The 26650-nt window shown below is 61.2% G+C and carries 26 protein-coding genes; 9 read left to right on the top strand and 17 right to left on the bottom strand.

All coding sequences use genetic code 11. The features are described 5' to 3' along the window. Positions 1 to 751, bottom strand: a 751-nt coding sequence (locus tag NEZ08_RS00375) for an exodeoxyribonuclease III (RefSeq protein WP_298101810.1), incomplete at its 3' end; no start/stop codon positions are given. A gap of 42 nt (positions 752 to 793) precedes the next feature. On the opposite strand from NEZ08_RS00375, the gene NEZ08_RS00370 reads away from it, so the two are divergent. Further along, positions 794 to 1012 (top strand): cysteine rich repeat-containing protein, encoded by a 219-nt coding sequence (locus NEZ08_RS00370; protein WP_298101807.1) that lies wholly within the window; start codon positions 794 to 796, stop codon positions 1010 to 1012. Between the two features lie 16 nt (positions 1013 to 1028). Here the strand turns inward: NEZ08_RS00370 and alr are convergent, their stop codons facing one another. The 4 genes from alr to NEZ08_RS00350 form a co-directional block, all read right to left on the bottom strand. Then, complete coding sequence (alr, locus tag NEZ08_RS00365; protein WP_298101805.1) at positions 1029 to 2219, bottom strand: alanine racemase; 1191 nt, start codon at positions 2217 to 2219, stop codon at positions 1029 to 1031. Between the two features lie 51 nt (positions 2220 to 2270). Next, on the bottom strand, positions 2271 to 3770 hold the full coding sequence (locus tag NEZ08_RS00360) for a replicative DNA helicase (protein ID WP_298101802.1): 1500 nt from the start codon (positions 3768 to 3770) through the stop codon (positions 2271 to 2273). A 229-nt stretch (positions 3771 to 3999) separates the two neighbouring features. Continuing rightward, complete coding sequence (locus NEZ08_RS00355) at positions 4000 to 4122, bottom strand: hypothetical protein (RefSeq protein ID WP_298101799.1); 123 nt, start codon at positions 4120 to 4122, stop codon at positions 4000 to 4002. A gap of 367 nt (positions 4123 to 4489) precedes the next feature. Further along, positions 4490 to 5740: a cyclopropane-fatty-acyl-phospholipid synthase family protein gene (locus NEZ08_RS00350; RefSeq protein ID WP_298101797.1), complete on the bottom strand. Its 1251-nt coding sequence runs from the start codon at positions 5738 to 5740 to the stop codon at positions 4490 to 4492. 281 nt (positions 5741 to 6021) lie between these two features. Here NEZ08_RS00350 and NEZ08_RS00345 point away from each other — a divergent pair, with 281 nt between their 5' ends. Continuing rightward, positions 6022 to 7044, top strand: a complete 1023-nt coding sequence (locus NEZ08_RS00345) for a hypothetical protein (protein ID WP_298101794.1) — start codon at positions 6022 to 6024, stop codon at positions 7042 to 7044. A 68-nt stretch (positions 7045 to 7112) separates the two neighbouring features. Here the strand turns inward: NEZ08_RS00345 and rplI are convergent, their stop codons facing one another. From rplI to rpsF, 4 genes are all read right to left on the bottom strand, one after another. Continuing rightward, on the bottom strand, positions 7113 to 7715 hold the full coding sequence (rplI, locus tag NEZ08_RS00340) for a 50S ribosomal protein L9 (RefSeq protein WP_298101792.1): 603 nt from the start codon (positions 7713 to 7715) through the stop codon (positions 7113 to 7115). Between the two features lie 43 nt (positions 7716 to 7758). Further along, positions 7759 to 8709: a hypothetical protein gene (locus NEZ08_RS00335; RefSeq protein ID WP_298101789.1), complete on the bottom strand. Its 951-nt coding sequence runs from the start codon at positions 8707 to 8709 to the stop codon at positions 7759 to 7761. Between the two features lie 132 nt (positions 8710 to 8841). Further along, positions 8842 to 9081 carry a 30S ribosomal protein S18 gene (gene rpsR / locus NEZ08_RS00330; protein WP_298101786.1) on the bottom strand — a complete coding sequence of 80 codons (240 nt, stop codon included), beginning with the start codon at positions 9079 to 9081 and terminating at the stop codon, positions 8842 to 8844. Between the two features lie 5 nt (positions 9082 to 9086). Beyond that, positions 9087 to 9554 carry a 30S ribosomal protein S6 gene (rpsF, locus tag NEZ08_RS00325; protein ID WP_298101783.1) on the bottom strand — a complete coding sequence of 156 codons (468 nt, stop codon included), beginning with the start codon at positions 9552 to 9554 and terminating at the stop codon, positions 9087 to 9089. A gap of 446 nt (positions 9555 to 10000) precedes the next feature. Between rpsF and fabD the strand changes: the two genes are divergently transcribed. The 7 genes from fabD to gmk all read left to right on the top strand — a co-directional run bounded on the left by fabD (position 10001) and on the right by gmk (position 16723). Beyond that, entirely contained in the window at positions 10001 to 10960 is a 960-nt protein-coding gene (gene fabD / locus NEZ08_RS00320; RefSeq protein WP_298101780.1) for an ACP S-malonyltransferase, read from the top strand. Positions 10961 to 10976: 16 nt separating this feature from the next. Continuing rightward, complete coding sequence (gene fabG / locus NEZ08_RS00315) at positions 10977 to 11714, top strand: 3-oxoacyl-[acyl-carrier-protein] reductase (protein ID WP_298101777.1); 738 nt, start codon at positions 10977 to 10979, stop codon at positions 11712 to 11714. A 286-nt stretch (positions 11715 to 12000) separates the two neighbouring features. Continuing rightward, positions 12001 to 12240 carry an acyl carrier protein gene (locus NEZ08_RS00310; protein ID WP_006610957.1) on the top strand — a complete coding sequence of 80 codons (240 nt, stop codon included), beginning with the start codon at positions 12001 to 12003 and terminating at the stop codon, positions 12238 to 12240. A gap of 96 nt (positions 12241 to 12336) precedes the next feature. Then, a complete protein-coding gene (fabF, locus tag NEZ08_RS00305; RefSeq protein WP_298101747.1) occupies positions 12337 to 13602 on the top strand; it encodes a beta-ketoacyl-ACP synthase II in 1266 nt (421 codons plus the stop codon). Positions 13603 to 13786: 184 nt separating this feature from the next. Beyond that, a complete protein-coding gene (gene mltG / locus NEZ08_RS00300; protein ID WP_298101743.1) occupies positions 13787 to 15028 on the top strand; it encodes an endolytic transglycosylase MltG in 1242 nt (413 codons plus the stop codon). A gap of 146 nt (positions 15029 to 15174) precedes the next feature. Further along, entirely contained in the window at positions 15175 to 16062 is an 888-nt protein-coding gene (locus tag NEZ08_RS00295; protein ID WP_298101740.1) for a YicC/YloC family endoribonuclease, read from the top strand. A gap of 25 nt (positions 16063 to 16087) precedes the next feature. Continuing rightward, the gene (gene gmk / locus NEZ08_RS00290) at positions 16088 to 16723 is read left to right on the top strand and encodes a guanylate kinase (RefSeq protein ID WP_298101737.1); all 636 of its coding nucleotides are present in this window, start codon (positions 16088 to 16090) and stop codon (positions 16721 to 16723) included. Positions 16724 to 16729: 6 nt separating this feature from the next. Here the strand turns inward: gmk and NEZ08_RS00285 are convergent, their stop codons facing one another. The 8 genes from NEZ08_RS00285 to lptF all read right to left on the bottom strand — a co-directional run bounded on the left by NEZ08_RS00285 (position 16730) and on the right by lptF (position 26627). Then, positions 16730 to 17611, bottom strand: a complete 882-nt coding sequence (locus NEZ08_RS00285; RefSeq protein WP_298101735.1) for a hypothetical protein — start codon at positions 17609 to 17611, stop codon at positions 16730 to 16732. Positions 17612 to 17758: 147 nt separating this feature from the next. Next, positions 17759 to 18817, bottom strand: a complete 1059-nt coding sequence (locus NEZ08_RS00280; protein ID WP_298101732.1) for an alcohol dehydrogenase — start codon at positions 18815 to 18817, stop codon at positions 17759 to 17761. Between the two features lie 21 nt (positions 18818 to 18838). Then, entirely contained in the window at positions 18839 to 19693 is an 855-nt protein-coding gene (gene rsmA, locus NEZ08_RS00275; protein ID WP_298101730.1) for a 16S rRNA (adenine(1518)-N(6)/adenine(1519)-N(6))-dimethyltransferase RsmA, read from the bottom strand. After that, positions 19690 to 20694, bottom strand: a complete 1005-nt coding sequence (gene pdxA, locus NEZ08_RS00270) for a 4-hydroxythreonine-4-phosphate dehydrogenase PdxA (protein WP_298101727.1) — start codon at positions 20692 to 20694, stop codon at positions 19690 to 19692. The genes rsmA and pdxA overlap by 4 nt, the downstream gene beginning before the upstream one ends. A 3-nt stretch (positions 20695 to 20697) precedes the next feature. Then, entirely contained in the window at positions 20698 to 21642 is a 945-nt protein-coding gene (locus NEZ08_RS00265) for a peptidylprolyl isomerase (protein ID WP_298101724.1), read from the bottom strand. Between the two features lie 241 nt (positions 21643 to 21883). After that, a complete protein-coding gene (locus NEZ08_RS00260) occupies positions 21884 to 24421 on the bottom strand; it encodes an LPS-assembly protein LptD (RefSeq protein ID WP_298101721.1) in 2538 nt (845 codons plus the stop codon). Beyond that, positions 24367 to 25464, bottom strand: a complete 1098-nt coding sequence (gene lptG, locus NEZ08_RS00255) for an LPS export ABC transporter permease LptG (protein ID WP_298101718.1) — start codon at positions 25462 to 25464, stop codon at positions 24367 to 24369. Before lptG ends, NEZ08_RS00260 begins: the two co-directional genes overlap by 55 nt. Further along, entirely contained in the window at positions 25461 to 26627 is a 1167-nt protein-coding gene (gene lptF, locus NEZ08_RS00250) for an LPS export ABC transporter permease LptF (RefSeq protein ID WP_298101813.1), read from the bottom strand. The genes lptG and lptF overlap by 4 nt, the downstream gene beginning before the upstream one ends. Positions 26628 to 26650: the final 23 nt, after the last annotated feature.

Raw genomic sequence — 26650 nt, 5'->3', positions numbered from 1 at the left:
CCGGCGCATGGTCGCTCGCGCCTTCCTCGCCACGCACCAGACGATCAACCCCTGCCTTCTTGAGCCGCGATGCCAGTGCAGGGCTTATCAAAAGATGATCGAGCCTGAGGCCGGCATCGCGCCGCCATCGGTTGCGCTTGTAATCCCAGAACGTGAACATCGGTGCTGAGGGATGGAGCGCGCGGATGGCATCCGTCCAGCCTTGCGCGACGAGCGATTTGAATGCTGCGCGACTCTCCGGCTGGACCAGTGCATCCTTGTCCCATGACTTAGTGGGGTAGATATCGAGCGCGGTGGGCGCGACGTTGTAGTCGCCGGCGAGCACGACCGGCACATCGTTTTTGATGAATGTGGCCGCGTGTGTCCGAAGTTTTTTGAACCAGTCGAGTTTGTAATCGAATTTCGGCCCTGGCTGCGGATTGCCATTGGGTAGATAGATGCTCGTTACAATGATGCCCTTGACAGCGGCTTCGATGTAGCGAGCCTCGTGATCGCGGCCGTTGCCCGGCAGAGAGTCGCGGATCAGCACGGGGTCGGCGTTTCGCGCAAGGATCGCGACGCCATTCCAGGTCTTTTGTCCGCGCCATACCGCGCCAAAGCCGGCCTTCTCGATGGCTGCTTGCGGGAAATCGTGATCGGTCGATTTCAGTTCCTGGAGGGCAACGACGTCCGGCTTGGCTTGCTTGAGCCACACCAGAAGGTTAGGTAGGCGCCGGTTGATATTGTTGATGTTGAAGGTGGCGACTTTCATCGGCCAATCTGCAAGAGTCCATCGGACAAAAGAGGAGCTTTCATGGTCAGACTTCCAATCGCTGTGATCGCCTGCGTCTTCGGATTTTCGACGTCCGTTTTTGCGCAGAGCGCGACACGGGAAGCATGCAAGGCCGATTATGCAAAATACTGTTCTGGGGTCTCACCTGGCGGGGGCCGTATCGTTGCATGTCTGAACAAGCAGCACGACCAGCTCAGCGACGCCTGCCGGAAAGCGCTCGATGCCGGGGCGAAGCATTGATGGCGGAAAACTGCGGCTAGCTCCCGGTGGTCTCGCTCTTGTAGACCCGCGCGTAGCGCGTCCCGAGGCTGGTGAGGACCTCATAGCCGATGGTGCCGAAGTGGTGGGCGAGTTCGTCCACCGTGATGCCCCCACCGATCAGCGTCGCCTGATGGCCGCGCCGCACCATGTTCCTTTCCAGATCGGTGACGTCGACGGCCATCAGGTCCATCGAAATGCGTCCGGCGACCGGGCAACGCTTGCCAGCAATGATGACATCGGCGCCGCGCGTACCGTCATTGCTGCTGCCGGCTCGGAAATAGCCGTCGGCATAACCCGCGGAGACAATGGCAAGCCGGGTGGGGCGGCGGGCGGTCCAGTTTCCGCCATATCCGACGCCTTCGCCGCGTTCGACATCGCGGATTTGCACCACGCGGGCCTTCAGGTCCACGACCGGTAACATGGGATTGTCGGCTTCGGGCGTCGGGTTGACGCCATAGAGGGCTGCGCCCGGCCGCACAATGTCGAACTGAAACGCGCTTCCCAAAAAGATCCCTGACGAATTTGCGAGCGATGCCGGCACGCCGGAAAACTCGCTCGCGATGCCGCGAAAGGCTGCGAGCTGTCTGGCATTCATCGGATGATGAAGGTTCTCGGCGCAGGCGAGATGGCTCATGACAAGCGATATGCCGTGATCGCCGGCATGGATCCGCGGAATCAGGCCTTGCGCCTCGGTGATTGTGAGTCCGAGCCGTTGCATGCCGGTATCGATGTGAATGGCCGCGCCGCCCGCCCAGCCAGTGCGGCGACAGAAGACGTCCCATTCGGCAAGTTCGTTGAGATCTCCAATCACGGGCCTGGCGTCGATCCTCGCGTAAGCATCGCCATTGTTCTGGATCAGTCCGTTGAGGACATAGATGATAGCAGAGGGTAGTACCGCCCGCGCCGCGGCAGCTTCTTCTGGAGTTGCAACGAAAAAGGTCTTGCAACCGGCTGCGGCCAGCGCCCGGGCCACCGGGGCCACGCCGCACCCGTAGGCATTGGCCTTGATCACCGCTGAACATTCGGCCGGCACGGCCGTCTTTTCGAGCTTGCGCCAGTTGGCGACCAGAGCATCGAGATCAATGGTGAGTACGCCATTGGCAGCGGCCAGGGCCGCCGCCTGATTGGCTTCCGGAGAGAGGAGAGAATCGGCCGACAGCGACCTTGGATCGGAGGCGATGTTCATGCCGCATTTTAGGCACGGGGGCGCGGCCGTTCAACCCGAGAGAGTGGCCCTTTAGTCGGTTCGAGTCGGCAAATGGCCGTCAGGAGTGAGATTGCCGAAACGAGTCACGCTGGATTCGAAATGGAGTTCGACCGTGCCGGTTGGACCGTGACGCTGCTTGCCGATGATAACCTCGGCCTTGCCTAATGCGCGATCCATCTCGGCCTGCCATTTGATGTGATCATCCGTACCGGGGATGGGTTGCTTCATGGCAAGATAATATTCCTCGCGGAACACGAACATCACGACGTCTGCGTCCTGCTCGATCGAACCGGATTCGCGCAAGTCCGATAATTGCGGCCGCTTGTCGTCGCGGCTTTCGACCTGACGTGACAGTTGCGACAATGCGATAATGGGGACCGTGAGTTCCTTGGCGAGCGCTTTCAGGCTGGTGGTGATCTCAGTAACTTCCTGCACACGGTTGTCGGAGCGTTTGCTCGATCCCTGCAAGAGCTGAATGTAGTCGACGACCAGAAGATCCAGCCCTTTCTGCCGCTTCAACCTCCTTGCGCGGGCCATTAGTTGTGCAATCGACAGGCCGCCGGTCTCGTCGACATAGAACGGTAGAGACTGCATCTCGATTGAAGCGTCGCGGATCTTCTCAAAATCGCGCTCGGCGATGCCGCCGCGGCGGATGCTGCTTGAGGGAATGCCGGTGCGTTCGGCAATGATACGTGTAGCCAGCTGTTCGGCCGACATTTCGCAGGAGAAGAAGCCGACAATGCCGCCATTGACCGTTTTCCTCGTGCCGTCGGCCTGGAGTTCGTCCTGATGGGCTTGGGCTACGTTGTAGGCGATGTTGGTGGCCAGCGCGGTCTTGCCCATGCCCGGGCGTCCTGCCAGAACAATCAAGTCAGATGGTTGTAGTCCCCCCATCTTGACATCAAGATCGCGCAGGCCGGTCGCGATGCCGGACAATTTGCCGTCGCGCTGGAAGGCCTTGGCGGCCATGTCGACGGCAACCGTCAGCGCTTGAGAAAACTTCTGAAACCCGCCATCGTAACGTCCGGACTCAGCCAGTTCATAAAGGCGCCGCTCGGCGTCCTCGATCTGGGCGCGGGGCGCGAAATCGACCGGGGCGTCAAAGGCCACATTGACCATGTCTTCGCCGATCCGGATGAGGTCACGGCGTAGCGACAACTCGTAGATGGTGCGCCCATAGTCCTGCGCATTGATGATGGTGGTCGCCTCCGCCGCAAGCCGTGCCAGGTATTGGCTGACGGTGATCCCACCGAGGTCCGTATCCGCCGGAAGAAAGGTCTTCAGGGTCACCGGTGTGGCGACCTTGCCCATCCGAATCAGGCTGCCGGCGGTTTCAAAGATGGTCTGATGGATCGGCTCGAAGAAATGGCGCGCCTCAAGGAAGTCCGAAACCCGGTAAAATGCATCATTGTTGACGAGAATCGCACCTAGAAGGCTCTGTTCCGCCTCGATGTTGTGAGGTGCGCTGCGGTAAGCGGGAGTTCCCGCCTCGGGGGCGAGTTTCAGAACGTTCGAATCGAGCGAGGGCATGAGATCCAGTGTTCGCGGAAGTGAGGCAGATAAGGGGCAGCGATAAAGCGCCTGTCTCGCGCCAAGCGGAAGCGACAAACGGCCTTATGCACGATTCACACAATCGCAGTTGGGAAATGTTGCAACTGTGTCGCAACCGCGCTTGACGTCGCTCCGGCGCATGGCCTGCCAACGCAAAGGACCGGCAAGCTGCATTGGCGCTTTCCGGCCCCCTGGGCGGGCAAATCGCTCAGAGCAGGACGAGATAGATCAGGGCGAGGACGGCGGCCCCGGCGGCCGCGGCAATCAGCGCAAGATCGGTGCCTTCGTCCGAGCGCGCCTCTTGCGATGATGGTGAGGTTTTTCGAGCCATTTCGCTAGTTTAGGGCAGGCCGTCGGAGTCACTTGTGAAGCAGGTCACACCTGGCCGGGATTCTTTCGGAGGATCTGGCTGGAACGAGATGGCGCCAGCGGGATTATCGACGAGCGCGGTTTTCAGGCCGGCAGGGTGGAGCGGGCTATGAGCCAACAACTTTCGTCATGGCGGACCCAGAAGGACCAGACCTTGTGGCTGTCGATTCTCATCGATGAGATGGAAAAATTTTCCCGTCCCGAATGGCGGAGCCGTCCGGTTGATCGGCGCGAACTGGCGGCGCTGAGCGCCCGGCTTGGAAAGCCCGCTATGGCTCATCCGGCATATGCTTCTCGGTTCAGCCTGCGGAACTGACGGACGCGGTGATCTATCCACCGGCGATCTGGAGGCGCGGCCTCTTTCCAAGCTCCGCGCGCCGCAGCTTGGCTTCCTCATGTGTGATGTAGTCGCGCGTCATCGGCACGATGCCTTGGCGCTTGGTGAGCTGGATCTGGATATTCATGAGGTTCTGTTTGCGGAAGGCCATCTCGGATGAGGCGAGATAGAATTCCCACATTCGCGCGAAACGCTCATCGTAGAGCTGGATGGCTTCGTCGCGGCGCGCCATGAAGCGCTCGCGCCAGGCCTTCAACGTTTCCGCATAGTGGAGCCGCAGGATTTCGACATCACATACCAGCAATCCGGCGCGCTCGATCGATGCCAGGGCCTCGGACAGGGCCGGGATATAGCCGCCCGGGAAAATGTACTTTGCAATCCAGGGATTGGTGGCGTCGGGCCCCTCTGAACGGCCGATCGAGTGCAGCAGCATTACGCCGTCGTCAGTCAGCAGTTCGGCACAGCGTTTGAAATAGGTGTCATAGAAGTCGACGCCGACATGTTCGAACATGCCCACGGAAACGATCCGCTCAAACGGACCGGGAATGTCGCGGTAATCCTCAAGCAGAAACCTGGCCGACCGGCTGAGATTTTTCTCTTCCGCGCGGGCATTCGAGACCCGCAGCTGCTCGGCCGACAGGGTCACTCCGGTGACGCTGGCGCCGGTTGTTTCCGCAAGGTAAAGCCCAAGGCCGCCCCAACCAGACCCGATATCGAGCACCCGGTCCCCTGGCCGGACCAGAAGCTTGGCCGTGATATGGCGCTTCTTGGCCAGCTGGGCGTCGTCCAGCGTCATATCCGGATGCGCGAAATAGGCGCAGCTATATTGTTTGTCGGAATCAAGGAAGAGCGAATAGAGCCTGCCGTCCAGGTCGTAATGATGAGCGACGTTGTTCTTTGAACGGCTGCGTAGATTGAATTGGCGAAAATGCCTCGCCAGATAGCGCAGCCGCCAGTACGGCTTGGCCCAGCGGGGCAAAGCCTGCGGCTGATCCATCAGAACGGAAAGGGCGTCCGCGATCGAACCGTTTTCGACCACGAAGTTACCGTCCATGTAGATTTCGCCGAGCGCCAGTTCGGGGTTGCGAAGCACCCTCCGCTCCGCGTCAGCCGTCAGGAAGCGTACGAACACATGAGGGCCAGTGCCGTCGCCGCAGGTGAACTTTTCTCCGTTGGCGGTGGTAAAGGTAATCGCACCGCGGCGAATGAACTCCTGAAGGAAGTAACGCAACAAACGGTCCATCGAAACCACCAAAAGAAGCGATCGAAAAACCAGACAGTCGTCACATCCGACGCGCGGGGAACAAATTGGTTCCTGATACCTGCGCGTCTTGACAAATCATAAAAGCAATGCGCGTGCGTACGCTACTGTATTGTATACAAAGCAGATATTCCCGGAATCAGGTCGACTCCGCCTTTCGTCGTAAGCCCGCTTCCATTCGCGGGAGAATTGGCTAAAAGGTGACGCCCCGAGCGCCCTGCGGAAGGGGGCTGGAAGCGTCTTCCGCGTCTGGAGAACAGGGAATGTCGAGCCGAGCGCGTACTTTTGCGGCGGTCACGCTTTCGATTAGTTGTCTCATTGGCCCGGCGGCGTGGGCCCAGGCTCAAAACCTCGATGCAGGTAAAAGCCCTTCCCAGCTTTTTGCAGGCGCATGCAGCGCCTGCCACAAGTCTCCGCGCGGTCTGCTGAAGACGGTCGCGTCCAGCGCGCTCTCCGGCTTCCTGAAGGAGCATTACACGACAAGCGGCGACATGGCTTCGCAACTCGCCACCTATGTGATCTCCAACGGTGCAGGCGATAGCCGGCAGGCCAAGCAGGGCGCGGACAAACAAGGGCAGGGCGGCAACGAACAGCCCGAGCATGGCCGCAAGAACAGGAATGCGCCGAGCCAGGAGGCCGGCCGTCCGGACGATATGCCGCTGCCGGCCGAGGGTGGGCGGCAAAGCCGCAAACGGCAGGCACATTCCGCCGCGCCCTCGGAGGAGGGCAAGCCTGTCGTTGATGCGCCCGCTCAGGAGAACCCAGCGCGCGGTCCCAATGGCCGCCGGCTTTCGGCCAAGCAGCGGAATAAGCCCGGCAAGCCGCCCGGTGCGCAGGCGCCTTCGATGGCCAATGAACCTCCGAACACCGAGGCGCCGAAGGCGGAGCCGGACACGGACGAGAAGGCAAAAATTGAGCCCGGGCAGGAGATGGATAAAGCTGCGGCCAAGGCCCAAGCCGAGACGAAGCCGCGCGATGAGAAGCCGCGGGATGAGGTGAAATCCGAACCAGACAAGTCCGAGACGGCCAGAACCGAGGCGCCCGCGGATAGCACCGCAGGCGATAAGTCTGACGTCCGTCGCGATCCGGCATCGCCCATGACAGCCGCGCCGGCTGCCGCGGTGTCGGCCACTGCGCCTGCTCCAACCTCAGCCATTGCCACCGAACCGCCGTCCGAGCCGGCCTCATCTCGAGCGACAGCAACGACCGAGCCGCAAGCCGTATCGGCTTCGGCGCCTTTGCCGCCCCGGCCAGCGGGACCGCCGGCACCTCCCATCTCGCAATGATGACTGTGGCCAATACAAAAAAAGCCCGGCTGATCGGCCGGGCTTTTCCATGCCGATAAGGCTGTTGCCTACTGCTCTGGCGCGGCGCTCTGCTCCGGCGTCAGTTCGGTCGGAAGCGCCTCCGGGTCGAAGAATTCGCCAGCGGCGGCGATAGCCTCGGCGGCTGCGTCCCGATCTTCCTGGCGGGTCGAGATATCCTCGCCGCGCTTGATGCGTTCTGCCTCGTCGGCGTTGCGCGCCACCGTCACCGAAATGGTCGCTTCGATCTCCGGATGCACGGCAATCGTGACCTTCTGCTGGCCGATCGCCTTGATCGGCGCATTAAGCCAGACCTGCGGCCGCGAAACGGTGATGCCGTCGGCGGCGAGAGCCAGCACGATGTCACGCACCGAGACCGAGCCGAACAGTTGGCCGGATTCGGACGCCTGGCGGATAATGACGATCTCGCGCCCATCGATCTTCTCGGCGACCTTGCCAGCTTCGCCCTTGGCCTTGATGTTGTTGGCCTCGAGTTCGGCCTTCATGCCATCAAACTTGGCGCGGTTGTCGGCGGTCGCGCGTAGAGCCTTGCCGCGCTTGAGCAGAAAGTTGCGGGCATATCCGTCTTTGACGCGAACGATCTCACCCATCTGGCCAAGCTTGGCAACGCGTTCCAACAGAATGACTTCCATATTCGTTTTCCTTTCAGATCATTTCAGGATTGCAGTTTCGATTTCAGGTTTTTGGAAGTGGCGGCGGCCTTGCGCGCAAGTACCGCTGCCGGAGTCCGAACAGGGCGTCCGCTATCCCCAGCAGTGCGACGGCGATCAGCGCCCAGGCGAAGCCCGCAACCACCGCATAGGCGCAGCCAAGCCACAATACGCGGCCCTTCATGGTGAGCGTCAGAGTGTGCAGCACGGCAAAACCGGCCATCGCATAGGCGACCGACAGGCCGGCTGCCACGACCTGCGCCAGAATGGACAGAAGGCCGCCGGAAAAACAGAGAGCAGCGGCGGCAACGAGGGCCGCGACTGTCAATCTCGGCAGCGTCACGGTTTTCAGATCCGGCCAGGGACGGTGCAGCCTTCCGGATGTCGTGGCGATCTTCGCTGCGAGCCAAAGGTTGAGGGCCAGCACGGCCACGACGGCCATTTCGGCGCCGATCGGAGCGATCACTACCAATGCATCAAGAGTAGAATCGTTTAGCGCCAGCCCTGACGATTCGAAGAGATCATCCCAGCCCTTGCGAAGGGTGTTGTGAATCGACGCGGCGTCGGAGCCCATCATCAGCAGCATCGTCGCCGTGATGATCGTGGCAAACACCACGATCCAGAGCAGGATCCTGCCGACGGGATACCATTCCAGCTCATCGTCCCGGCCGGCTGCGCCGGTCTCCTCTCGCGGCCGCGCCAGCAGGACGAGATGTGCCAGCCACCAGGCCGGCAGCGCGTTCGCCACCGCAAAGACGCCACAATAAGAAAAACCGGACAGCGAGGCGATGACGATGGTCGCAACAGTGCCGCCGACGGCTGCGCCCAAGGGACCCCAAACCAGTCCCACCACCATCAGCGGCAGCGGTGCAAGATTGATCAAAAGCAGCGAGATCGCCTCGCCCGACGTGATCGAGGCGAACATCAAGGCCGACGCAAGGCCGGCAGCGAGCGCTATGGATAAGGTCGCGATCATCAGCTGTCCCGCCCCTTTCGAGCGGTTAGAGGTCCAATCGACCCCAACCATCGGCAGCCGGATGACCGGAAGCCTTATGAATGAACTTGGTCGATCCGCGGCGTTGTCACCGCGGATCGCGCCAATTTGTCGTCAGCGAATGACGTACGGCAGCAGCCCGAGGAAACGAGCACGCTTGATGGCGCGCGCGAGTTCGCGCTGCTTCTTGGCGGAAACCGCGGTGATCCGGCTCGGCACGATCTTGCCGCGCTCGGAGACGTAGCGCATCAGCAGCTTGGAATCCTTGAAGTCGATTTTCGGCGCATTGGGACCCGTGAACGGGCAGGTCTTGCGGCGGCGGAAAAACGGACGGCGTGCACCAGCTTCAGCCATTTATCTTACTCCTCTTCCGCTGCGTCGGCATCATCGCGGGGGCGGCGCGGCCCGCGATCGCCGCGGAAGCCGCCGTCACGATCGCCACGGAAGCCGCCTTCGCGGTCACCACGGAAGCCGCCGCCACGGTCGTCCCGCTCGCGGTCTCGGTCGGCCTTGCGCATCATCGCCGACGGACCCTCTTCAAGCTCCTCGACACGGACGGTGAGATAGCGGATCACGTCTTCGCTGATCCGCTCCTGGCGTTCGACTTCGGCGACGGCAGCCGAGGGCGCGTCGATGTTGAGGAGCACGAAATGCGCCTTGCGATTCTTGTTCATGCGATAAGTGAGCGAACGTACGCCCCAGTTCTCGGTCTTGGTAACCTTGCCGCCCGCCTGTTCGACGATGCCGGTCATCTGGGCAGTCAGTTCTTCGACCTGCTGGGTGCTCGCGTCCTGACGCGCGAGAAAGACATGCTCATATAGAGGCATGGATATCCTTTCCTTGTGTTGGCGCGGATCCCGGCGGCAAGCCCTTCGAACCCTTCGGAAAGGACTCGGATCAAGCTCAAGAAGGCGGGAGCACGGGACGACGGGCCAACTGGCCCTGCCGCATCAAAACACCGATAAAAGGTGAAGTTGCTGAGACCGTCCGTTCAGCTCCCGGCCGGGACCCACGGATGCGCCGCGTTATAAGCATTTTGGGCGCGCTGGCAAGCGAAAGCCGGGTGGACCGGAGCTGCCGAAGCGTCTTGCGCCGAGGATGGTGGCTTGACATCGGGCGCTCCCGCGGTGTCTTTCGGCCGCGGCTTGCGGGCGCGATCTGCAGCTGGGTGCGCTATTCCGGTTCCGGAAATTCTGGCAAGGCATTGATAAATAATTATAATCTGACCGCCATCCGCTGATGTGGCGGCAGGATTGGATCTCCGAGGGCTCTCATGACGGCAGCATTCATATTTCCGGGGCAGGGCTCCCAGGCCGTCGGCATGGGCAAGGCACTCGCCGAGGCTTTCCCCGCCGCTCGCGCCGTGTTCGAGGAGGTCGATGCGGCGCTCGGCGAAAAGTTGACAGCCATCATCTGGGACGGGCCGGGCGAGACGCTGCAGCTCACCGAAAATGCCCAGCCTGCGCTGATGGCGGTCTCATTGGCCACGATGCGGGTGCTGGAAAGCGAAGCCGGTTTTTCCGTTGCTAAACACGCCGCCTTTGTCGCCGGGCATTCGCTGGGCGAATATTCCGCACTGGCCGCGGCCGGCAGCCTTTCCGTCAGCGATACTGCGCGGCTGCTTCGGGTTCGTGGCCTTGCAATGCAAAAGGCAGTTCCGGTCGGGGTTGGAGCGATGGCCGCCTTACTCGGTCTCGATTACGACACGGCGGTCGCCGTAGCAGACGAGGCCGCTCAGGGAGAGGTGTGTCAGGCCGCCAACGATAATGGCGGCGGCCAAGTGGTGGTTTCCGGAGACAAGGCCGCCGTCGAGAGGGCGGTCGAGATCGCGAAAACCAGGGGCGCCAAGCGCGCGATGCTGCTGCCGGTGTCCGCACCCTTCCATTGCCGGTTGATGCAGCCGGCTGCGAATGCGATGGCGGAGGCATTGGCCGGCGTTACGATCAAGCCGCCTGCCGTGCCGGTTGTGTCGAACGTATTGGCGGCTCCGATCAGCGAGCCCGACGAGATCCGCCGCAGACTGATCGAGCAGGTCACGGGTACGGTGCGCTGGCGCGAGTCGGTGGCGTATATGGCGGAGCATGGCGTGACGCGCTTTTTCGAGATCGGCTCCGGCAAGGTGCTCAGCGGGTTGGTCAAGCGCATCGCCGACGGTGCGGTTGGCGTCTCGGTCGGCGGACCGAATGATATTGTTGCCGCGAAGGATGCGCTCGCGGCAGCGCAGTCATCCTGAGCTAAAGGAAAAAACCATGTTTGATCTCACCGGCAGGAAGGCGCTGGTCACCGGCGCAAGCGGCGGCATTGGCGGTGCAATCGCGCAAGCGCTGCACGCGCAAGGCGCGACCGTTGCGATTTCCGGCACGAGGCGCGAGGCATTGGATACGCTCGCCGCCAAGCTCGGTGAGCGGGTTTTTGTTCTGCCGTGTAATCTTTCCGACAAAGCCGAGGTCGAGGCGCTCGTACCTTCCGCTGAGACCGCCATGGGACAGGTCGATATCCTTGTCGCCAATGCCGGCATCACGCGCGACAATCTTTTTGTGCAACTGCGTGATGAGGACTGGGACGACGTGATCAACGTCAATCTCACTGCGACTTTCCGGCTTGCCCGTGCCGCGACCAAGCTGATGATGCGCAAGCGCTTCGGCCGCATCATCGCGGTGACATCGGTGGTGGGCGTCACCGGCAATCCCGGCCAAGCCAATTACACCGCCTCAAAGGCCGGCCTGATCGGCCTGATCAAGACCGTTGGCGCGGAATATGCCCGCCGCAACGTCACGGCCAACTGTATCGCGCCGGGCTTCATCGCCACGCCGATGACCGATGCATTGAACGAGAAACAGCGTGAAGCGATCCTGTCCAAGGTTCCGGCGGCGCGGCTGGGCACACCGGAAGACATCGCTGCTGCCGCGGTCTATCTCAGCTCGAACGAAGCCGCCTACGTGACTGGTCAGACCATTCACGTGAACGGCGGAATGGCGATGATTTAGCGACTTGAGTCAGATGCCGTGACGGGGCGAAACGTCGGCCGGGACGGCGGCCGAGGCTTGTAGTCAAGGCATTGGAAGTATGGTAACCGAACGCCGGTGAGGGGCAAAGAACACCATTGCAGGATATGGAAACCCTGTATATTGGCGATGCAGAGCCTGTCATCGTGCGCCGGGTCCGGATCGGCCGTGACGGGCCCAAAGACTGTGCGCGATAGCGAATGAAATTCACGACCACGATGGCTCGTACGTCTTGGGTCGGTCCAATGGAACAGCACGAGGTTGAGCGATGAGTGAGATTGGCGAGCGGGTTAAGAAGATCGTGGTCGAACACCTTGGTGTCGAGCCCGAAAAGGTGGTCGACAATGCGAGCTTTATTGACGATCTCGGTGCCGACAGTCTCGATACGGTCGAACTCGTGATGGCCTTTGAAGAAGAATTCGGCTGTGAGATTCCCGATGATGCCGCCGAGACAATCTTGACCGTCGGCGATGCGACCAAATTTCTCGAAAAGAACGCGAAGAGCTGACGCCCGCGCGCGGAGCTGAGAGGACGGAAGGGACCGTGGCCTCGCGGTCCCTCCGTTCGTTGCCGGTGACCGCGAATCGTTGGCTGGAGTGAACGAATGAGGCGGGTTGTCGTCACGGGCCTGGGAATGGTCTCGCCGCTTGGCTGTGGTACCGAGCCGGCCTGGAAGCGGATCCTGAATGGCGAAAGCGGCGCCCGGAAGATCGAGACCTTCGATGTCTCTGATCTGACCTGCCAGATTGCTTGTGTGGTGCCGCGCGGCGACGGCAGCAACGATACTTTCAACGCTGACCAGTGGATGGAGCCGAAAGACCAGCGCAAGGTCGACGACTTCATCATCTTTGCCATGGCAGCGGCGCGACAGGCACTCGATGATGCCAACTGGCATCCCGAAAGCGAGGAAGACAGATGCGCCACCGGTACCATGATCGGTTCCGGAATCGGCGGTCTGTCCGGCATTGCCGACACTTCGATCCTTTTGAAGGAGCGGGGGCCGCGCAAGGTGTCCCCGTTCTTCATACCGGGCCGCCTGATCAATCTCGCCTCCGGCTACGTGTCGATCGAGCACGGACTCAAGGGGCCCAATCATTCTGTCGTCACCGCCTGTTCGACCGGAGCGCATGCGCTTGGCGACGCGGGCCGGCTGATTGCCCTGGGCGATGCGGACGTCATGGTTGCAGGGGGCACCGAATCTCCGATTTGCCGGATCGGAATGGCAGGCTTCTGTGCCGCACGGGCTCTGTCGACGTCCTTCAACGAAACGCCCGAAAGAGCTTCGCGCCCCTATGACAAGGATCGCGATGGCTTCGTCATGGGAGAGGGAGCTGGCGTCGTTGTGCTCGAGGAATATGAGCACGCCAAACGGCGCGGCGCCAGGATGTACGCGGAACTGGTCGGCTACGGACTGTCGGCCGATGCCTATCACATCACATCGCCGTCTCCGGATGGCGATGGCGGCTTCCGTAGCATGAGTGCCGCGCTGAAGCGCGCGGGAATCTCGGCCTCCGATCTCGATTATATCAACGCCCACGGCACCTCGACGCAGGTCGGTGACGAGATCGAACTGGGTGCCGTGGAGCGGTTGCTCGGCAATGCCGCGTCCCGGGTCTCGATGTCCTCGACCAAGTCGTCCACCGGGCATCTGCTTGGCGCGGCCGGTGCAATCGAAGCGATTTTCAGTGTTCTGGCTATTCGCGATAACATCGCGCCGCCGACGATCAACCTCGACAACCCGTCGGTGGAAACTGCGATCGATCTGGTGCCGAAAACGCCCCGCGAGCGCGAAATCAATGTCGTGTTGTCGAATTCTTTCGGTTTCGGAGGTACAAACGCGTCCGTGGTTCTACGGCGCGTGACCGATTAACGTTAGTGGTCTGGCCATCGCAGGCGCGCAATGCGAAGGTTAGAATCAGGTTAACGGCGCGTCCCGATCGCGCAGAACTTCACCGTTTCGCCGCATTCGGTGACGATTCCTAGATCCGGGCGAGACCACCGGCCGACGCGCGTTTCAAGGCCACGATTGAACCGACAGGATTCAGGTTGCATCGATGAGTGAAAGGCCGCCCATTTCGCCAAGGAGTCCGCGCGCCGCGCTGGAGCCCGAACAGCTTCCACCGCCGCCCAAGCGGTCTGAGCGTGCCCGCAATCCGTTTATCGTGGTCGGCAATGCGATCATCACGTTCATCCTGTTCGTGATGATCGCGGTGGGCGGAATCTATATTTACGGCAAGCAAAAGATCGAAGCGCCTGGTCCGCTGCAGGCGGACAAGATCGTCAATATTCCGACGCGCGCGGGCGTAACCGATATTGCCGATATCTTGCAGCGCGAAGGAGTTATCGACAGCAATCGCTGGGCATTCATCGGCAGCGTATTTGCCCTTAGGGCACGCTCGGAGCTCAAGCCAGGCGAATATCAGTTTCAGAAGAACGCCAGCTTAAGGGAAGTCATCAGCACCATCGTCGACGGCAAGGTGGTGCAGCATTCCGTCACGATCCCCGAAGGCCTGACCTCGGAGCAGATCGTCGCCCGCCTTTCCGACAACGATATTTTCTCTGGGTCGGTGCGCGAAATACCGCGCGAAGGAACGTTGCTGCCTGAGACGTACAAGTTTCCGCGGGGCACTCCGAGAGAGCAGGTCATCGCCAGAATGCAGCAGGCGCAGAAGCGCGTGCTCGCCGAACTCTGGGAACGACGCAGCCCCGATCTTCCGATCAAGACCCCCGAGCAGCTGGTGACGCTTGCTTCGATTGTCGAAAAGGAAACCGGTAAAGCGGACGAGCGCAGCCGGGTTGCAGCGGTGTTCGTTAATCGACTGCGGCAGAAGATCAAATTGCAATCGGACCCGACCATTATCTACGGGCTGGTTGGCGGCAAGGGAACGTTGGGCCGGCCTATCAAGCGGAGTGAAATTCAGCAGCCTTCGCCCTACAACACCTATGTGATCGAGGGGTTGCCGCCCGGGCCGATCGCAAATCCGGGCCGAGCTTCGCTCGAGGCCGCGGCCAATCCTGCGCGGACGCGTGACCTGTATTTTGTGGCCGATGGCACCGGCGGTCACGCCTTCAGCGAATCCTATGACCAACACCAGAAGAACGTTGCCAAGCTGAGGGCGATGGAAAAGCAGATACAGAACGATACAGTCGAGCCGGCCGAAGATATCCCGCCCGCAGCGGCCAATGCGTCAGCGGACACGCCGCCGGCGCCTGCGCCGGCAAAGCCGGCCAGAAGGCCGCGTGGCCACCAAGGCGCATCGCACTCCTCGGCGTCCGCTCCAGTGGCTCAGCAGTAGCGTCCGAAGCATGAGCTCAATTCGATTCCTGGCGGATCGGCATTGGAGACCGCAAATTCCACTTTTGCGTCAGACGCGCTAAGCTTGCTGGTGGTCGGCCAGCGAATCCCCTGGCCCAAAGCTTCCGTTTTGGAGAGTTTTACGCGATGGTCTTGTCGAGCATGACCGGCTTTGCCCGCAGTCACGGCGCCAGCGGGCCCTATACGTTCGAGTGGGAACTGAAGTCGGTCAATGCCAAAGGCCTGGATCTGCGCCTGCGTCTGCCGCCCGGATGGGACGAACTGGAGGCTTTCGCCAAGAAGCGAGCGGCCGAGGTACTGTCTCGCGGCACGATATACGCCAGTCTCAATGTCAAGCGCGCGAACGCATTGTCGACAGTTCGTGTCAACGAAGATGTTCTGGCCTCCATCGTGCGCGTTGCCGCAACGCTCGCCGGCAAGATCGACGCAGTCGCCCCCAGCATCGACGGTTTGCTCGCCATCAAGGGTGTGATCGAGGTGGTCGAGCCGGAAAACGACGAGGTGGAGGACAAGGCTGCCAAGGATGCCGCAGCTGCCGCGTTCGATCGGGCCCTGGCCCAACTTCTCGACATGCGCCGCCGCGAGGGGGCGGCGCTGGGCCAGATCCTGGAGCAACGCATGGACGAGATCGAACAGCTGGCGAAAAAGGCCGAGGCCACGCCGGGACGCAAGCCGGACGCAGTCAAGGCTCGTCTTGCTGAGCAGATTGCCGCGCTACTCGAGACATCGGACCGCTTTGATCCCGATCGTCTCAATCAGGAAGCGCTCCTGATCGCTGCAAAAGCCGATGTGCGCGAGGAACTCGACCGCATCGCATCACATGTGGCCCAGGCGCGAGATATGATTGCCAAGGGCGGCCCCGTTGGCCGGCGACTTGATTTCCTTGCGCAGGAATTCAATCGCGAGGTCAACACCTGTTGCTCGAAGTCGAACGATATCGAATTGACCAACACCGGCCTCGAGATGAAAAACGTGGTGGAGCAATTCCGCGAACAAGTGCAGAATCTGGAGTGAGGCATGACGGATCGTGAGCGCGGCGATGTCAGTTGAACGACGCGGGTTGATGTTCGTCCTGTCCTCGCCCTCGGGTGCGGGCAAGACGACGTTGTCGCGTCTTTTGATCGAGCAGATGCCTGGCTTGAAAATGTCGGTCTCGGCAACGACACGGCCGATGAGGCCTGGTGAGGTGAACGGCCGGGACTATCTGTTCGTGGACCCGGCCCGTTTCAAGGAGATGGTCGATCGCAACGAACTTCTCGAATGGGCGACCGTATTCGACAACAGCTATGGCACCCCGCGCGATCCTGTCGAGGCAGCCCTGTCAGCAGGACAGGATGTCTTGTTTGACATCGACTGGCAGGGCACGCAGCAATTGCGCGAGAAGGCCCGGGCGGATGTGGTGAGTGTCTTCATCCTGCCGCCCTCGGCCGCCGACCTCGAAAAGCGGCTGCACACCCGCGCCCAGGACAGCGATGCCATTATTCGTTCGCGCATGAGCCGCGCCACCCATGAGCTCAGTCACTGGGCGGAATACGATTACATCGTCATCAATCACGCCGTCGACGACGCATTCGCCGAGGTCCAATCGATTCTCAAAGCGGAGCGGCTCAAGCGGGAGCGCCGCACCGGACTGACGACGTTCGTCCGCGAATTGCAGCGGCAACTGGGGAATTAGCTGTTGTCACCGCTGGGCGTATCTGGGCGCGCGCCGGCTAGGCTCGGGCTTTCGGTTGCTTGATGCCGAGGCAACTCCGGCGCCACGGGCAAATCGTGGCCGATAATCCCGCATGTCCTGATAGCGATGATCCGACAGAATGATGCGATCATCATCCGTTGTCTCCCAGATCGGTCCTCTCGCGGATTGGGCAACGCGACGGCGCAGACGGCGGCCGAGGCCTCGCCGCCTGACGATGAGAGCGGCGGCGCCAGCGAATGCCAGGGCACTAAGCGCGGCAGCGATCAGCGTCCGAAGCGTTTCCGGCTGAATTGGAGCCGGCGGATTGGCGACGGGTGCTGATGGCGCGACCGCGTGAGCGGGCTGACCTGGCTCGGCAGAAGCCTGCGTAGGCTCGCTGACGGGAGGTGGCGCGGCAGGCGCAGGGTTGGCCGAGCTGCTCGCGACCGGAACGTCTGGCCAGCGCGTGGCGACAGGTGGGGCTGCATTCCAGATCGAGGCGCTCGCAGAGCTTGTCTCGCTGGCGCTGCTTCCGGCAGAGGGGCTGGCTTGGCTGCCGGACGGGTCGGCCAGAGTATTGTCCGGAGGACGGAATTCGGCGCGTGCGTCCGAAACGGAGGGCTTGGCGGGCGGTGTGAATACCGCCGTACCGTTCTGCGGCAGCGCCTGCGCCTGGGCGCCGCCTTCGGGACGAAGGTACCAGCAATTGCGCTTGTTGACGTGGTCGACACGATATCGCCAACGGCTGCCCGCAGGCGTTTCGCCCTTGGGGGCGGAAAGACAATTGTCAGGCGCTGCCGTCTCCGCGCGCGCCAATGTGACAAGCGGAAAACTCGCGAGAACGTTGACGAAAGCGATTGCTGCGAATTTTGCGGTTCGGTTTGGCATGCGACTCTCCGGTGAACGCAATACTTTTCACCAGACTAACCTCGCCAAAAACTTGGGTCGTAATACGCCGCAAATCCGGACAGCATGGGGCTTAATTCGGGCTCGCACCCGTCGCTGCAAAGGCCGACAGAACAGACAAATCCTGCCTTAATTTTTCAGCACAATTCGTCCGACGACCTGTCCAGCTCGCAATGCATCGATCCATTTCTGGACGTCGGCCATGGGCTCTTCCCGCATCGGCGTCGGATTGACCTCGCCGGCGCGCGCCAGGGCCATCAGCTCGTGCGCCTCTGCAAGCGTGCCGACCATGAAACCTTCGACGGTCATCCGCTTATAGACCCATTGCACCATGGGCAGGCTGAAATTGCCGCCCATGAGACCCGAGACCACGATCTTGCCGCCGCGGCCCAGAACCGAAACCGCGAAAGCCATCGACTTTTCGTTGCCGGCAAAGTCGACAATTTCGTCGAAGCCACCTTCGGTTTCCTTGAGGATGCGACGGCTGATCTCCGGCTCCGACGGATCATAGGCGACGGCGGCGCCGTTCTTGAGCGCGGTCTCGCGCGCCGCTGCGCTCAGGTCTGCGACCGTGATCGGTTGCTTGAACATCGCTTTCGCAAACGCGAGTCCCATCATGCCGACGCCACCGAGGCCGATCAGCAAGAGGTTGCGCTGGCGCGGGCGGTCGACCAGTCGCTTCAGGGCGCCGTATGCAGTGACCCCCGAGCACATCAACGTTGCAGCCTGATTGACCGGCAGCGGATCGTACTCCAGCAGGTATTTGGCGTCCGGCACGAGGACGTGAGTTGCGAAGCCGCCATCGATGGTGACGCCAAGAAACCGCTGTTTGGCGCAGAGGTTCTCGTCACCTGCCAGACACTCGCGGCACTGACCGCAGCCGATCCAGGGAAATACCGCCCGTTTTGCGCCGATCAGATCATTCGAAACGTCGGCACCAACTTCCTCGACGATGCCCGCGATCTCGTGGCCAAGCGTGAACGGCAAGGTCATGCCGCGCGTGGTGTCGAGCTTCCTGCCGCCGCCGAGATCGGCATAGCCGTCCTGGATATGAAGATCGGAGTGGCAAAGTCCGCACCGCTCGATCCGGACCAGAACCTCACGGCCAACAGGCTTAGGCGCCTCGATCACCGTTTCGCACAGCGGCGCATCAAACTTGACCAGGGATTGGCGACGCATGAGCGGCATGAGATCTCTCCGGCAAGAGCTTCAGGTAGTATTGCGTATATGGGTCAATTCCCGCGCCATGGCAACAAAGCCGGAGACGGGGATGGTCTCGGCACGCCGGGTAAGGTCGACCTGCGCCGCGGCGGCCAGCCGGGCTGGATCGACGGCCAGCGATTTCAGGCTTTGACGCAACATCTTGCGCCGCTGGCCGAAGGCGGCGGCCGCGACCTGCTCCAGCGCGGGGCGCTCGCAGATGTCCGGCGCCTGTCGCGGCGTCAATCGCACGACAGAGGAGGTGACCTTCGGCTGCGGCACGAAGGCGGCAGGCGAAATATCGAACAGGATCTTGGTTTCGGCGCGCCAATTGGCGAGCACGCCCAGCCGTCCATAGGCTTCCTCGTTTTCGCGCGCCACGATACGCTCGGCGACTTCGCGCTGAAACATCAACACCATCATATCATACCAGGGCGGCCATGGTTCGATGGACAGCCACTCGACTAAAAGCGCGGTCGCGATGTTGTAGGGCAGGTTGGCAACGATCTTGGCACGCGTGGAGCCAAGCCATGGGCGCGGATCGAAATGCTGCGCGTCGGCGCAGACGATCTCCAGCCGCCCCGGATATCGCGCGGAAATTTCCTCAAGCGCGGGCAAAGCGCGCTCGTCGCGTTCGACCGCAATCACATGACGTGCGCCCATGGCCAGAAGCGCACGTGTCAGTCCGCCGGGTCCGGGCCCGATCTCGACCACGGTCGCATCATCAAGCGGGCCTGCGGCGCGCGCAATCTTGCCGGTGAGATTGAGGTCGAGAAGGAAATTTTGCCCGAGAGATTTGCGAGCCGAAAGCGAATACCGGCGAATGACCTCGCGAAGCGGCGGAAGGTCGTCGATAGCGCTCATGCGGGTCGAGCGTCAGCCATGCGGGCGGCCAGCCGGAGAGCCGCAATCAGGCTTGCCGGGTTGGCCTTGCCGGTTCCGGCGATATCGAAAGCCGTTCCGTGATCAGGCGAAGTGCGAATGAGCGGCAGCCCCAAGGTGACGTTGACGGCATCCTCGAAGGCCAGCGTCTTGATCGGGATCAGCGCCTGATCGTGGTACATGCAGATCGCGCAGTCATAGGTTTGCCGCGCCGCTTCGTGGAACATCGTATCGGCCGGCAGCGGTCCGCGAATCTGAAAGCCTTCCTTGCGCAGGATGTCGAGAGCGGGCGCAATGATCGTCTGCTCCTCCGTGCCCAGCGAGCCGTCCTCGCCCGCATGCGGGTTTAATCCGGACACTGCCAGGCGGGGGCGCGCGATCCCGAAACGGGATTTCAGAGCCGCCACGACGATGCGTACCGTCGAGACGATGAGGTCGGCCGAAAGCTGCGCCAGTGCCTCACGCAATGAGACATGAATAGTCACGGGTACGACCGCGAGCGTTGGCGACCACAACATCATGACAGGCTGCGGCGTCGAGCCCTTTGTGGCAGCGAGCTCGGCCAGGTATTCGGTATGGCCGGGATGGCGAAACCCGGCACGGTAAAGCACGTTCTTGGCAATCGGATTGGTGACGACTGCGCCCGCCCGCCCGGCCGTGACGTCCGCGACCGCGTGGCGGATAGAGGTCAGGGCCGCGTCTGCGCTGCTATCGTCGGGGCGACCAGGTTGGGCGGTTGCAACCTGACCAGTGGACACCACGGGCAAAGCTTGCGCGAACGCGCTGGCGGCATCTTCAGGGCGAAGCTCGGCCAGCGGGATATTCAAGCCAAGAAGCTTCGCCCGACGAGCGAGAGAGGCGGAATCCCCGAGCCAATAGAAGGCAGGCAGCTTGAGTTCGTCACGACACAGCCATGCCTTCAGCGTGATGTCAGATCCAATACCTGCGGGTTCGCCCGAGGTCAGCGCGAGGGGCTTTGCCATCGGTCAATGGCATTCAATCATCGCGGCCTTGCGGACTTCGGCCAGATACGATTTCGACTTCGCGTCGTATTTTTCGTTGTACATCTTTTCGCGAATTTCCCTCTTCTTCGGCGTATCGACCTTCGTCGGTTCCTTTGCGCACAGCGCAACCATCTCGATGCCCTGCCTGGTTATTTCGGGTGGCGTCAGATGACCGACCGGCGTGTTGTCCAGGATTTCGCGGAGCGAGGGAGGCAGGTCGGCCGAAGTCTTGATAACGGTTTCGCGTATGGCCGCATTCTGCATGCTTTTGAAGAACGCGTTTGCCTCCGTGCAGGTCTGGATGCGCGCTCGCAGAGCCTCGGCTTCCTTTTTGCGCGACTCGATGACCTCTTGCGATGAGCCGCGCGGCACGACCAGCACAATCGGCTGCATCTTGTATTCGAAGCCTTGGGTGTTATCGGGCGCTTGTTCGCCACCCTGTTCCTTGACTTTTTCCTCGACTTCCTTCTCTCCGACCTGGAGGCTTTCCTTGTATCGGCCGCGGACCAGATTGCTCCAGACCATATCAGCCTTGATACGCTGTTTGAGCGTCTCGACACGAATTCCCTGCGATTCGAGCGACTTCGTCAGTTGGTCCGGCGACAGATGCATCCGACCGCTCATGGCGGCATAGGATTGGTCGACATCGCTGGCCGAAGGATCGATGCTGAATTTCTTTCCTTCCCTGATCTTCACCTTCTCGTCGATCAGCTCGTTGAGCACGTCCTTGCGATCCGGCATTTTATGGGTGCTGAGCATCAGCAGCTTCGAGCGCTGCTCGATATCGAAATCGGTGATGGGATCTCCGTTGACCATGCAGGCGACCTGCTGCGCCCAGACCGGCAATGGAGATGCGGAAGCCAAAATAAGGACGGTGCCGCTGCCCAGGATGAGCGTTGAAAGCCTTCTGATGAATTTAACGGTCATGGTCATCTTCGGTAAGTTAGCCCAAGTCGGATGAAGCAGCCCTGAGATCACGTCGCGACCCGCAGATTCGCAAGGCGTTCGCTAGTCCTAAGCCCCCGCTGGAATTCCTTGCGTGCCGGCGCTTCTTGCCGTTCGGTTCCGCAAAGTAGACCTCACTTCTAGATTGCAGCGGCGGCTTGCCCGACACTGTCACGACGCCTGAGCGTGCCTCCGGCCAAGCTTATTCCCTCGGGCCAAGGACTTACTGCGACCCTTGCATCGTATTGGCAAGGGTGCGCAAGCCGAGCTGCAACATGAAAGCATGGCCAAGTATGGGCGGCGACGTCGCTGTCGCATACTCGTACGAGGTCACGTAATTGGCCGCCAGCACGAAGCAATCATCGACATAACCGGCACCGACGACATACTGATTAATCTGGTTGGCCACGAGGTCCCAGCGGGCAGCGCCTTGGGCGACCCAGTTCGTCGCAAGCTTGACCGAGCCGGAAACCAGAATGCCCTCACGGCGCGTCAGGTATCCGATATCAGGCTGCGCTGCATAGTCGCCATAAAGGACGCTGATCGACCAGCGATCGAAATTGGCCGACGCTTCGGTCTCGAAGCGTTGGATATTGCCGGTTGCCTGGTCGAATCGCGCCCGTGTCGAGATCGTGTAGATGCGGTTCGGCGAGTAGCTCACGCTCGCCACATAGTCCGATATCGGCGTCTGCAGTCCGGAATCGACCCCCGAATTGGCCATGTCCTGCACCGCGTAGGAGTTGAGGCCGAATAGCTGGTAGGACTGGCCGAACACCGCGGTGACCGATCCGCCACGGTCGAACTGGGTCGTCGCCTCGACGCCGGCATTCGCGCGCCCGCCGCCCTCGACGCGGTCCCAGCCGGAGAACTTGTTCACCTCGAACAGGTTGGAGGTATCAAACACCATGCTCTGGGCGTCTTCGTTCGGCAGCTTGCCGGCATAGGATTCGTTGGGGCGAATGATGACTTGGGCGATCGGCTCGATGGTGGTCGAGCCCCACGGCTGAACATTGATGAACGGATAGCGATATTCCATGCCGACCGCCGGCATCACCCGCAGCGCCTGGGTGTCGCCGGTGGGGAGGAAGTTCGAGACACCCGGCTGGTTGGAAATATCGGCGTTGATGGCATCGGCGCGCACGCTAGCGAAAGGCGTCCAGATTTCGCCGGCCGAGTCCGTGAACGAACGCCGCCAATCGACTTCGCCCGAGAGCCGCGAATAGGTGCCCGGCATGCCCCGCAGCAGGCAGTTCGCACGGGTGATGCTTTGCGCCGTGTCGGCGGTATTGAGCAGGCATGTTCCGTTGGCGGCCGCAGCCAGAGTTGTCGGGTCGAACGCCGCATCAGAGCGGCTCATGTTGATGAAGTTGGTCTTGTAGCTGACCTCGCCGCCCAGGATCGAATGGTTGAACACGTTGGCGTAGTCGACCACCGGCCAGATCACCGGCACCTGCGACTGGTTGCCGGAAAGGCTGAGATAATAGATCGTTCGCGCGTCGAAGTAGCTGCGGTTGCCCACCCCCGTCAGGTAAAGCTGCGAGGGCGCCTCCGTCGGAAGCGCCAGGAATGAGTTAAACACGTCCTGGTAGACGGAGAGGCGGTAATCGAACAGCATGTTGTAGTCCGATAACGCAACACCTTCCCAGCCCCAGACCCATTTGTCGTTCAGGGCAAACTCACCCTTGGTTTCAACGCCGCCGCGGAATTGCTTGTCACCCGGCTGCCCGGCATAGGCGCCTGGATCGAGTTGATCGATGCCGTAGGCGCGAATTTGGTACGAGCCGTCCAACAAGCGCTGACGGAACTCACCCTGGAGCAGCACGCCTTGCTGGGTCATGAAACGCGGAGTGAAAGTCGCGTCCATGTCTGGTGCAATCGCCCAATAGTACGGGGTCTCCATCGCATATCCGTACTGGGGAGTTTCCGAAAAGGCCGGCGTCAGGAAACCGCTCTTGCGCTTCACAGTCGGATCGGGGGCGGAGAAATAGGGCAGGTAGGCCATCGGAACGCCGAAGAACTCGAGTTGGGCGTTCTCGAAGTAGAGCATCTTGTCGAGTTGGTCGTGGATGATGCGAACAGCCTTGACCTGCCATAGCGGCGGCTTCTTCGGGTCGTCCCTACACGGCGCACACGCCGTGTAGACGCCGTTTTCGAAGACCGTGTAGTTGCCGTTCGAGCGGTCCGCGCGGGTCGCCGCCATGCGCGTGGAGTCGGCTGTGTCGACGTGAAGCGAATCGACAAAGCCGTCGCGATAGTCGTCACTGAGATCGATGACGTCGGCATAGGTGATCTTGCCATCCACATCAGTCATGCGGATGTTGCCTTCAGCATGCAGCCGCTTGGTCTTCTGATCGTAGATGACCCTGTCCGCTTCCACGCTGGTGCCGTTGTAGAACAGCTGGACGTTACCGACCGCCGACACCCGCGAATTGTTGTAGTCGTAATCGACCTCGTTGGCCTGAACGAGCATCTGGCCGTCATTGGCCGGTCGCTGCGTGACCGGCTTGGGCGGTCTCGGATTGTAGCTAAAGCTTTGCGCGAAAGCGGCGCGCGGCGTTGTCAGTCCAAGGGCAGCCGACAGCAGCAGACCAAGCGCAACGGCAAGAATCACCTTGCGGATGCCAGTCGCGCAAGCGCGCGCGCCGCGTCCGGCACCACTCTGGCGAAACGCAAGCAGTCCTCTTCGGAGGGCGGCGGGCGCAGCCACTAGCCGTCCTCCTGGTACAACAAGGCCAAAAAGCCGGTGAGGCCGCCAACGCATACGGGCAGCCACGCCGAAGCGATCGGATGCATCAACTCAGCCTTGCTCAAATCCTCGGTTACTTTGGATAGAACGTAGAGCAGAAAGCCCGCGCCCACGCCACTCAAAACCATCTTCTGGACACCGCCAAAACGGAAGAAGCGAAGGCTCACGCTGGCGGCCAGCATAACCATCGCAGCAAGCAAAAAAGGCTGCGCGATGAGCTTATGGTATTGCAGCCGATAGCCGGCGGTCGCAAATCCCGAACTCTCGGACGAGCGGATGTAGTCGGGGAGTTGCCAAAAAGACACAGTTTCCGGGGTGGAGAAGCTGTTCCGGACCTGGGCAGGCGAAAGACTGGTGGCCAGCGTAAAGGTGTCCTGGTCGACCGGTGGTCCGTTCAGTGTGAAGCGGCGGACCGATTTGAACAGCCAATGTCCCTTTTCGAGAGTCGCCTGTCGCGCCTCGATTCGTTCCTTGAACTGGTTATCATTGTCAAAGCGGAAAACGGTCAGTCCGGTTAGTCGAACGCCCTGTTGTTCACTGCGGGCGGCGTTGATAATGGCCTGTCCGTCGCTGTTGACCTGATTGATCCAGAACCCCGCCGCATCCTGCACGCCACCGCCCGGCGCGCTACCGAACAGCTTTGCTTCCATTCGCTTGGAAACCTCGCGAAGGTACGCGGACATCGGGTTGTAAGCGGTTGTCGCCAGGACCCCCATCACGAGCGCGCTGGCGAGAGCAGGGGCGATGAACTGCCACGCCGAAACGCCGGCTGCGCGCGCCACCACGAGTTCAAGACGTCGCGACAGCGCCAGGTAGCAGGTCATGGCCCCGATCAGGATGCAAAACGGCATCATCTTCTCGAGCAGCTGAGGGACCCGAAACAGCGATGTTTCAGCAACCGCGATGGCCGAAACATCCACAAGTCCGGAGGTTTTCCGCACCATTTCGATGTAGTCGACGAGCACCAGCAGCACGAAGATGGCAACAAAGACGCCGAGCGCCGATACCACGAAGCGGCCGGCGAAATAGCGTCCAAGCGTGTTGGTAACCATGCTCATGCGACGGCCGGCCGCCTAAAGAGCCGCAGAATTCGCTCATTTGATCGATTGAGGGCTTCAATCAGGCCGGCGGGCGGTTCGATCACGACGCCGGCGAGGATAATCCAGAAACTGATGCCGATCGCGGCAAACAGCATCAGATATTGAACGAGTGCGGCGGTCGGCGATTTCACCGTCAGGACCGAACAGGCGAATCCCGCCATCCGTAATCCGAAGACCGCAAGGATCGAGCCGCCGATCGAGAAGTTCCGGCTTTGCCGGGTGGTACGCGGCGCACCCAGGAAGGCGAAGGTGAGAGCGGCAAATGCAAACGGATAGATCGGCGACATGAAGCGATCGTGCAATTCGGCGCGAAATTGTCCGGGCAGTTGCTTGTAGATCGGATCGGATTCTTGCGGGGACATCAACTCCCAGAGATACCGTTCGCGAATGCCAAGCGTCACGTCGTGGCTCTGGTTGAATTTGGACATATCGAAGCCGTAGCGGCCGAACGCGACCAACGCCGGATCGCGTTTGCCCACCTCGAAACGCTCGAGATTTCCATCTTCGAGAATCAGGAACGATCCGTCCTGGTTCTTCACGACGGTGCCGTGGTCGGCGACTATGCTGACCCGTTCCTTAGGATCGCGGCGGTCATCGATGAAGATGCCCTTCAGCAGGCCACCAGGAAGCCGTTCGCGGATTCGAATGGTCAGATTCTGGTCAAGCTGGGCGAAGCGCCCCGGTTGCAGGACGTTGGTCAGCACGTCAGCGGTGATTTCCGCGTCCCATTGCTTGATCCGCCGCAGTCCTTCGGGGGCGAGATAGGCGGCGATAAAGGCGACCATCAGCGCGACCACGAGCGTTGCGAAGAGAAATGGCCGAAACAGCCGCACAGGTGAAAAGCCGGCCGCATTCATGACGATGATTTCCGAATCGGTCGCCAGCTTGTTCAGCGTGTGCGAGACCGCGATCATCAATGCGATGGGTGAGATAATCAGGACCAGCGCCGGAATGACGAGACTCGTGATGCCGAGAAAGGTCAGGATCGTCTGGCCCTGGCTTGTCATCAAGTCGATGCCGCGGAGCGCCTGCGTGATCCAGATGACGCCGGTCAGACTGACCAGGACCACCGCAAACGACGCCAGCGTCGTGCGAAAGATATACCTGTCGATCGACCCCATCGCTAACCGCACGATCCCATTCG

It is taken from the genome of Bradyrhizobium sp., from assembly GCF_027451485.1.
GTDB lineage: Bacteria > Pseudomonadota > Alphaproteobacteria > Rhizobiales > Xanthobacteraceae > Bradyrhizobium.
The sequence above is the reverse complement of the archived record's forward strand: the minus strand, read 5'-3'. Positions and strand labels throughout refer to the sequence as shown.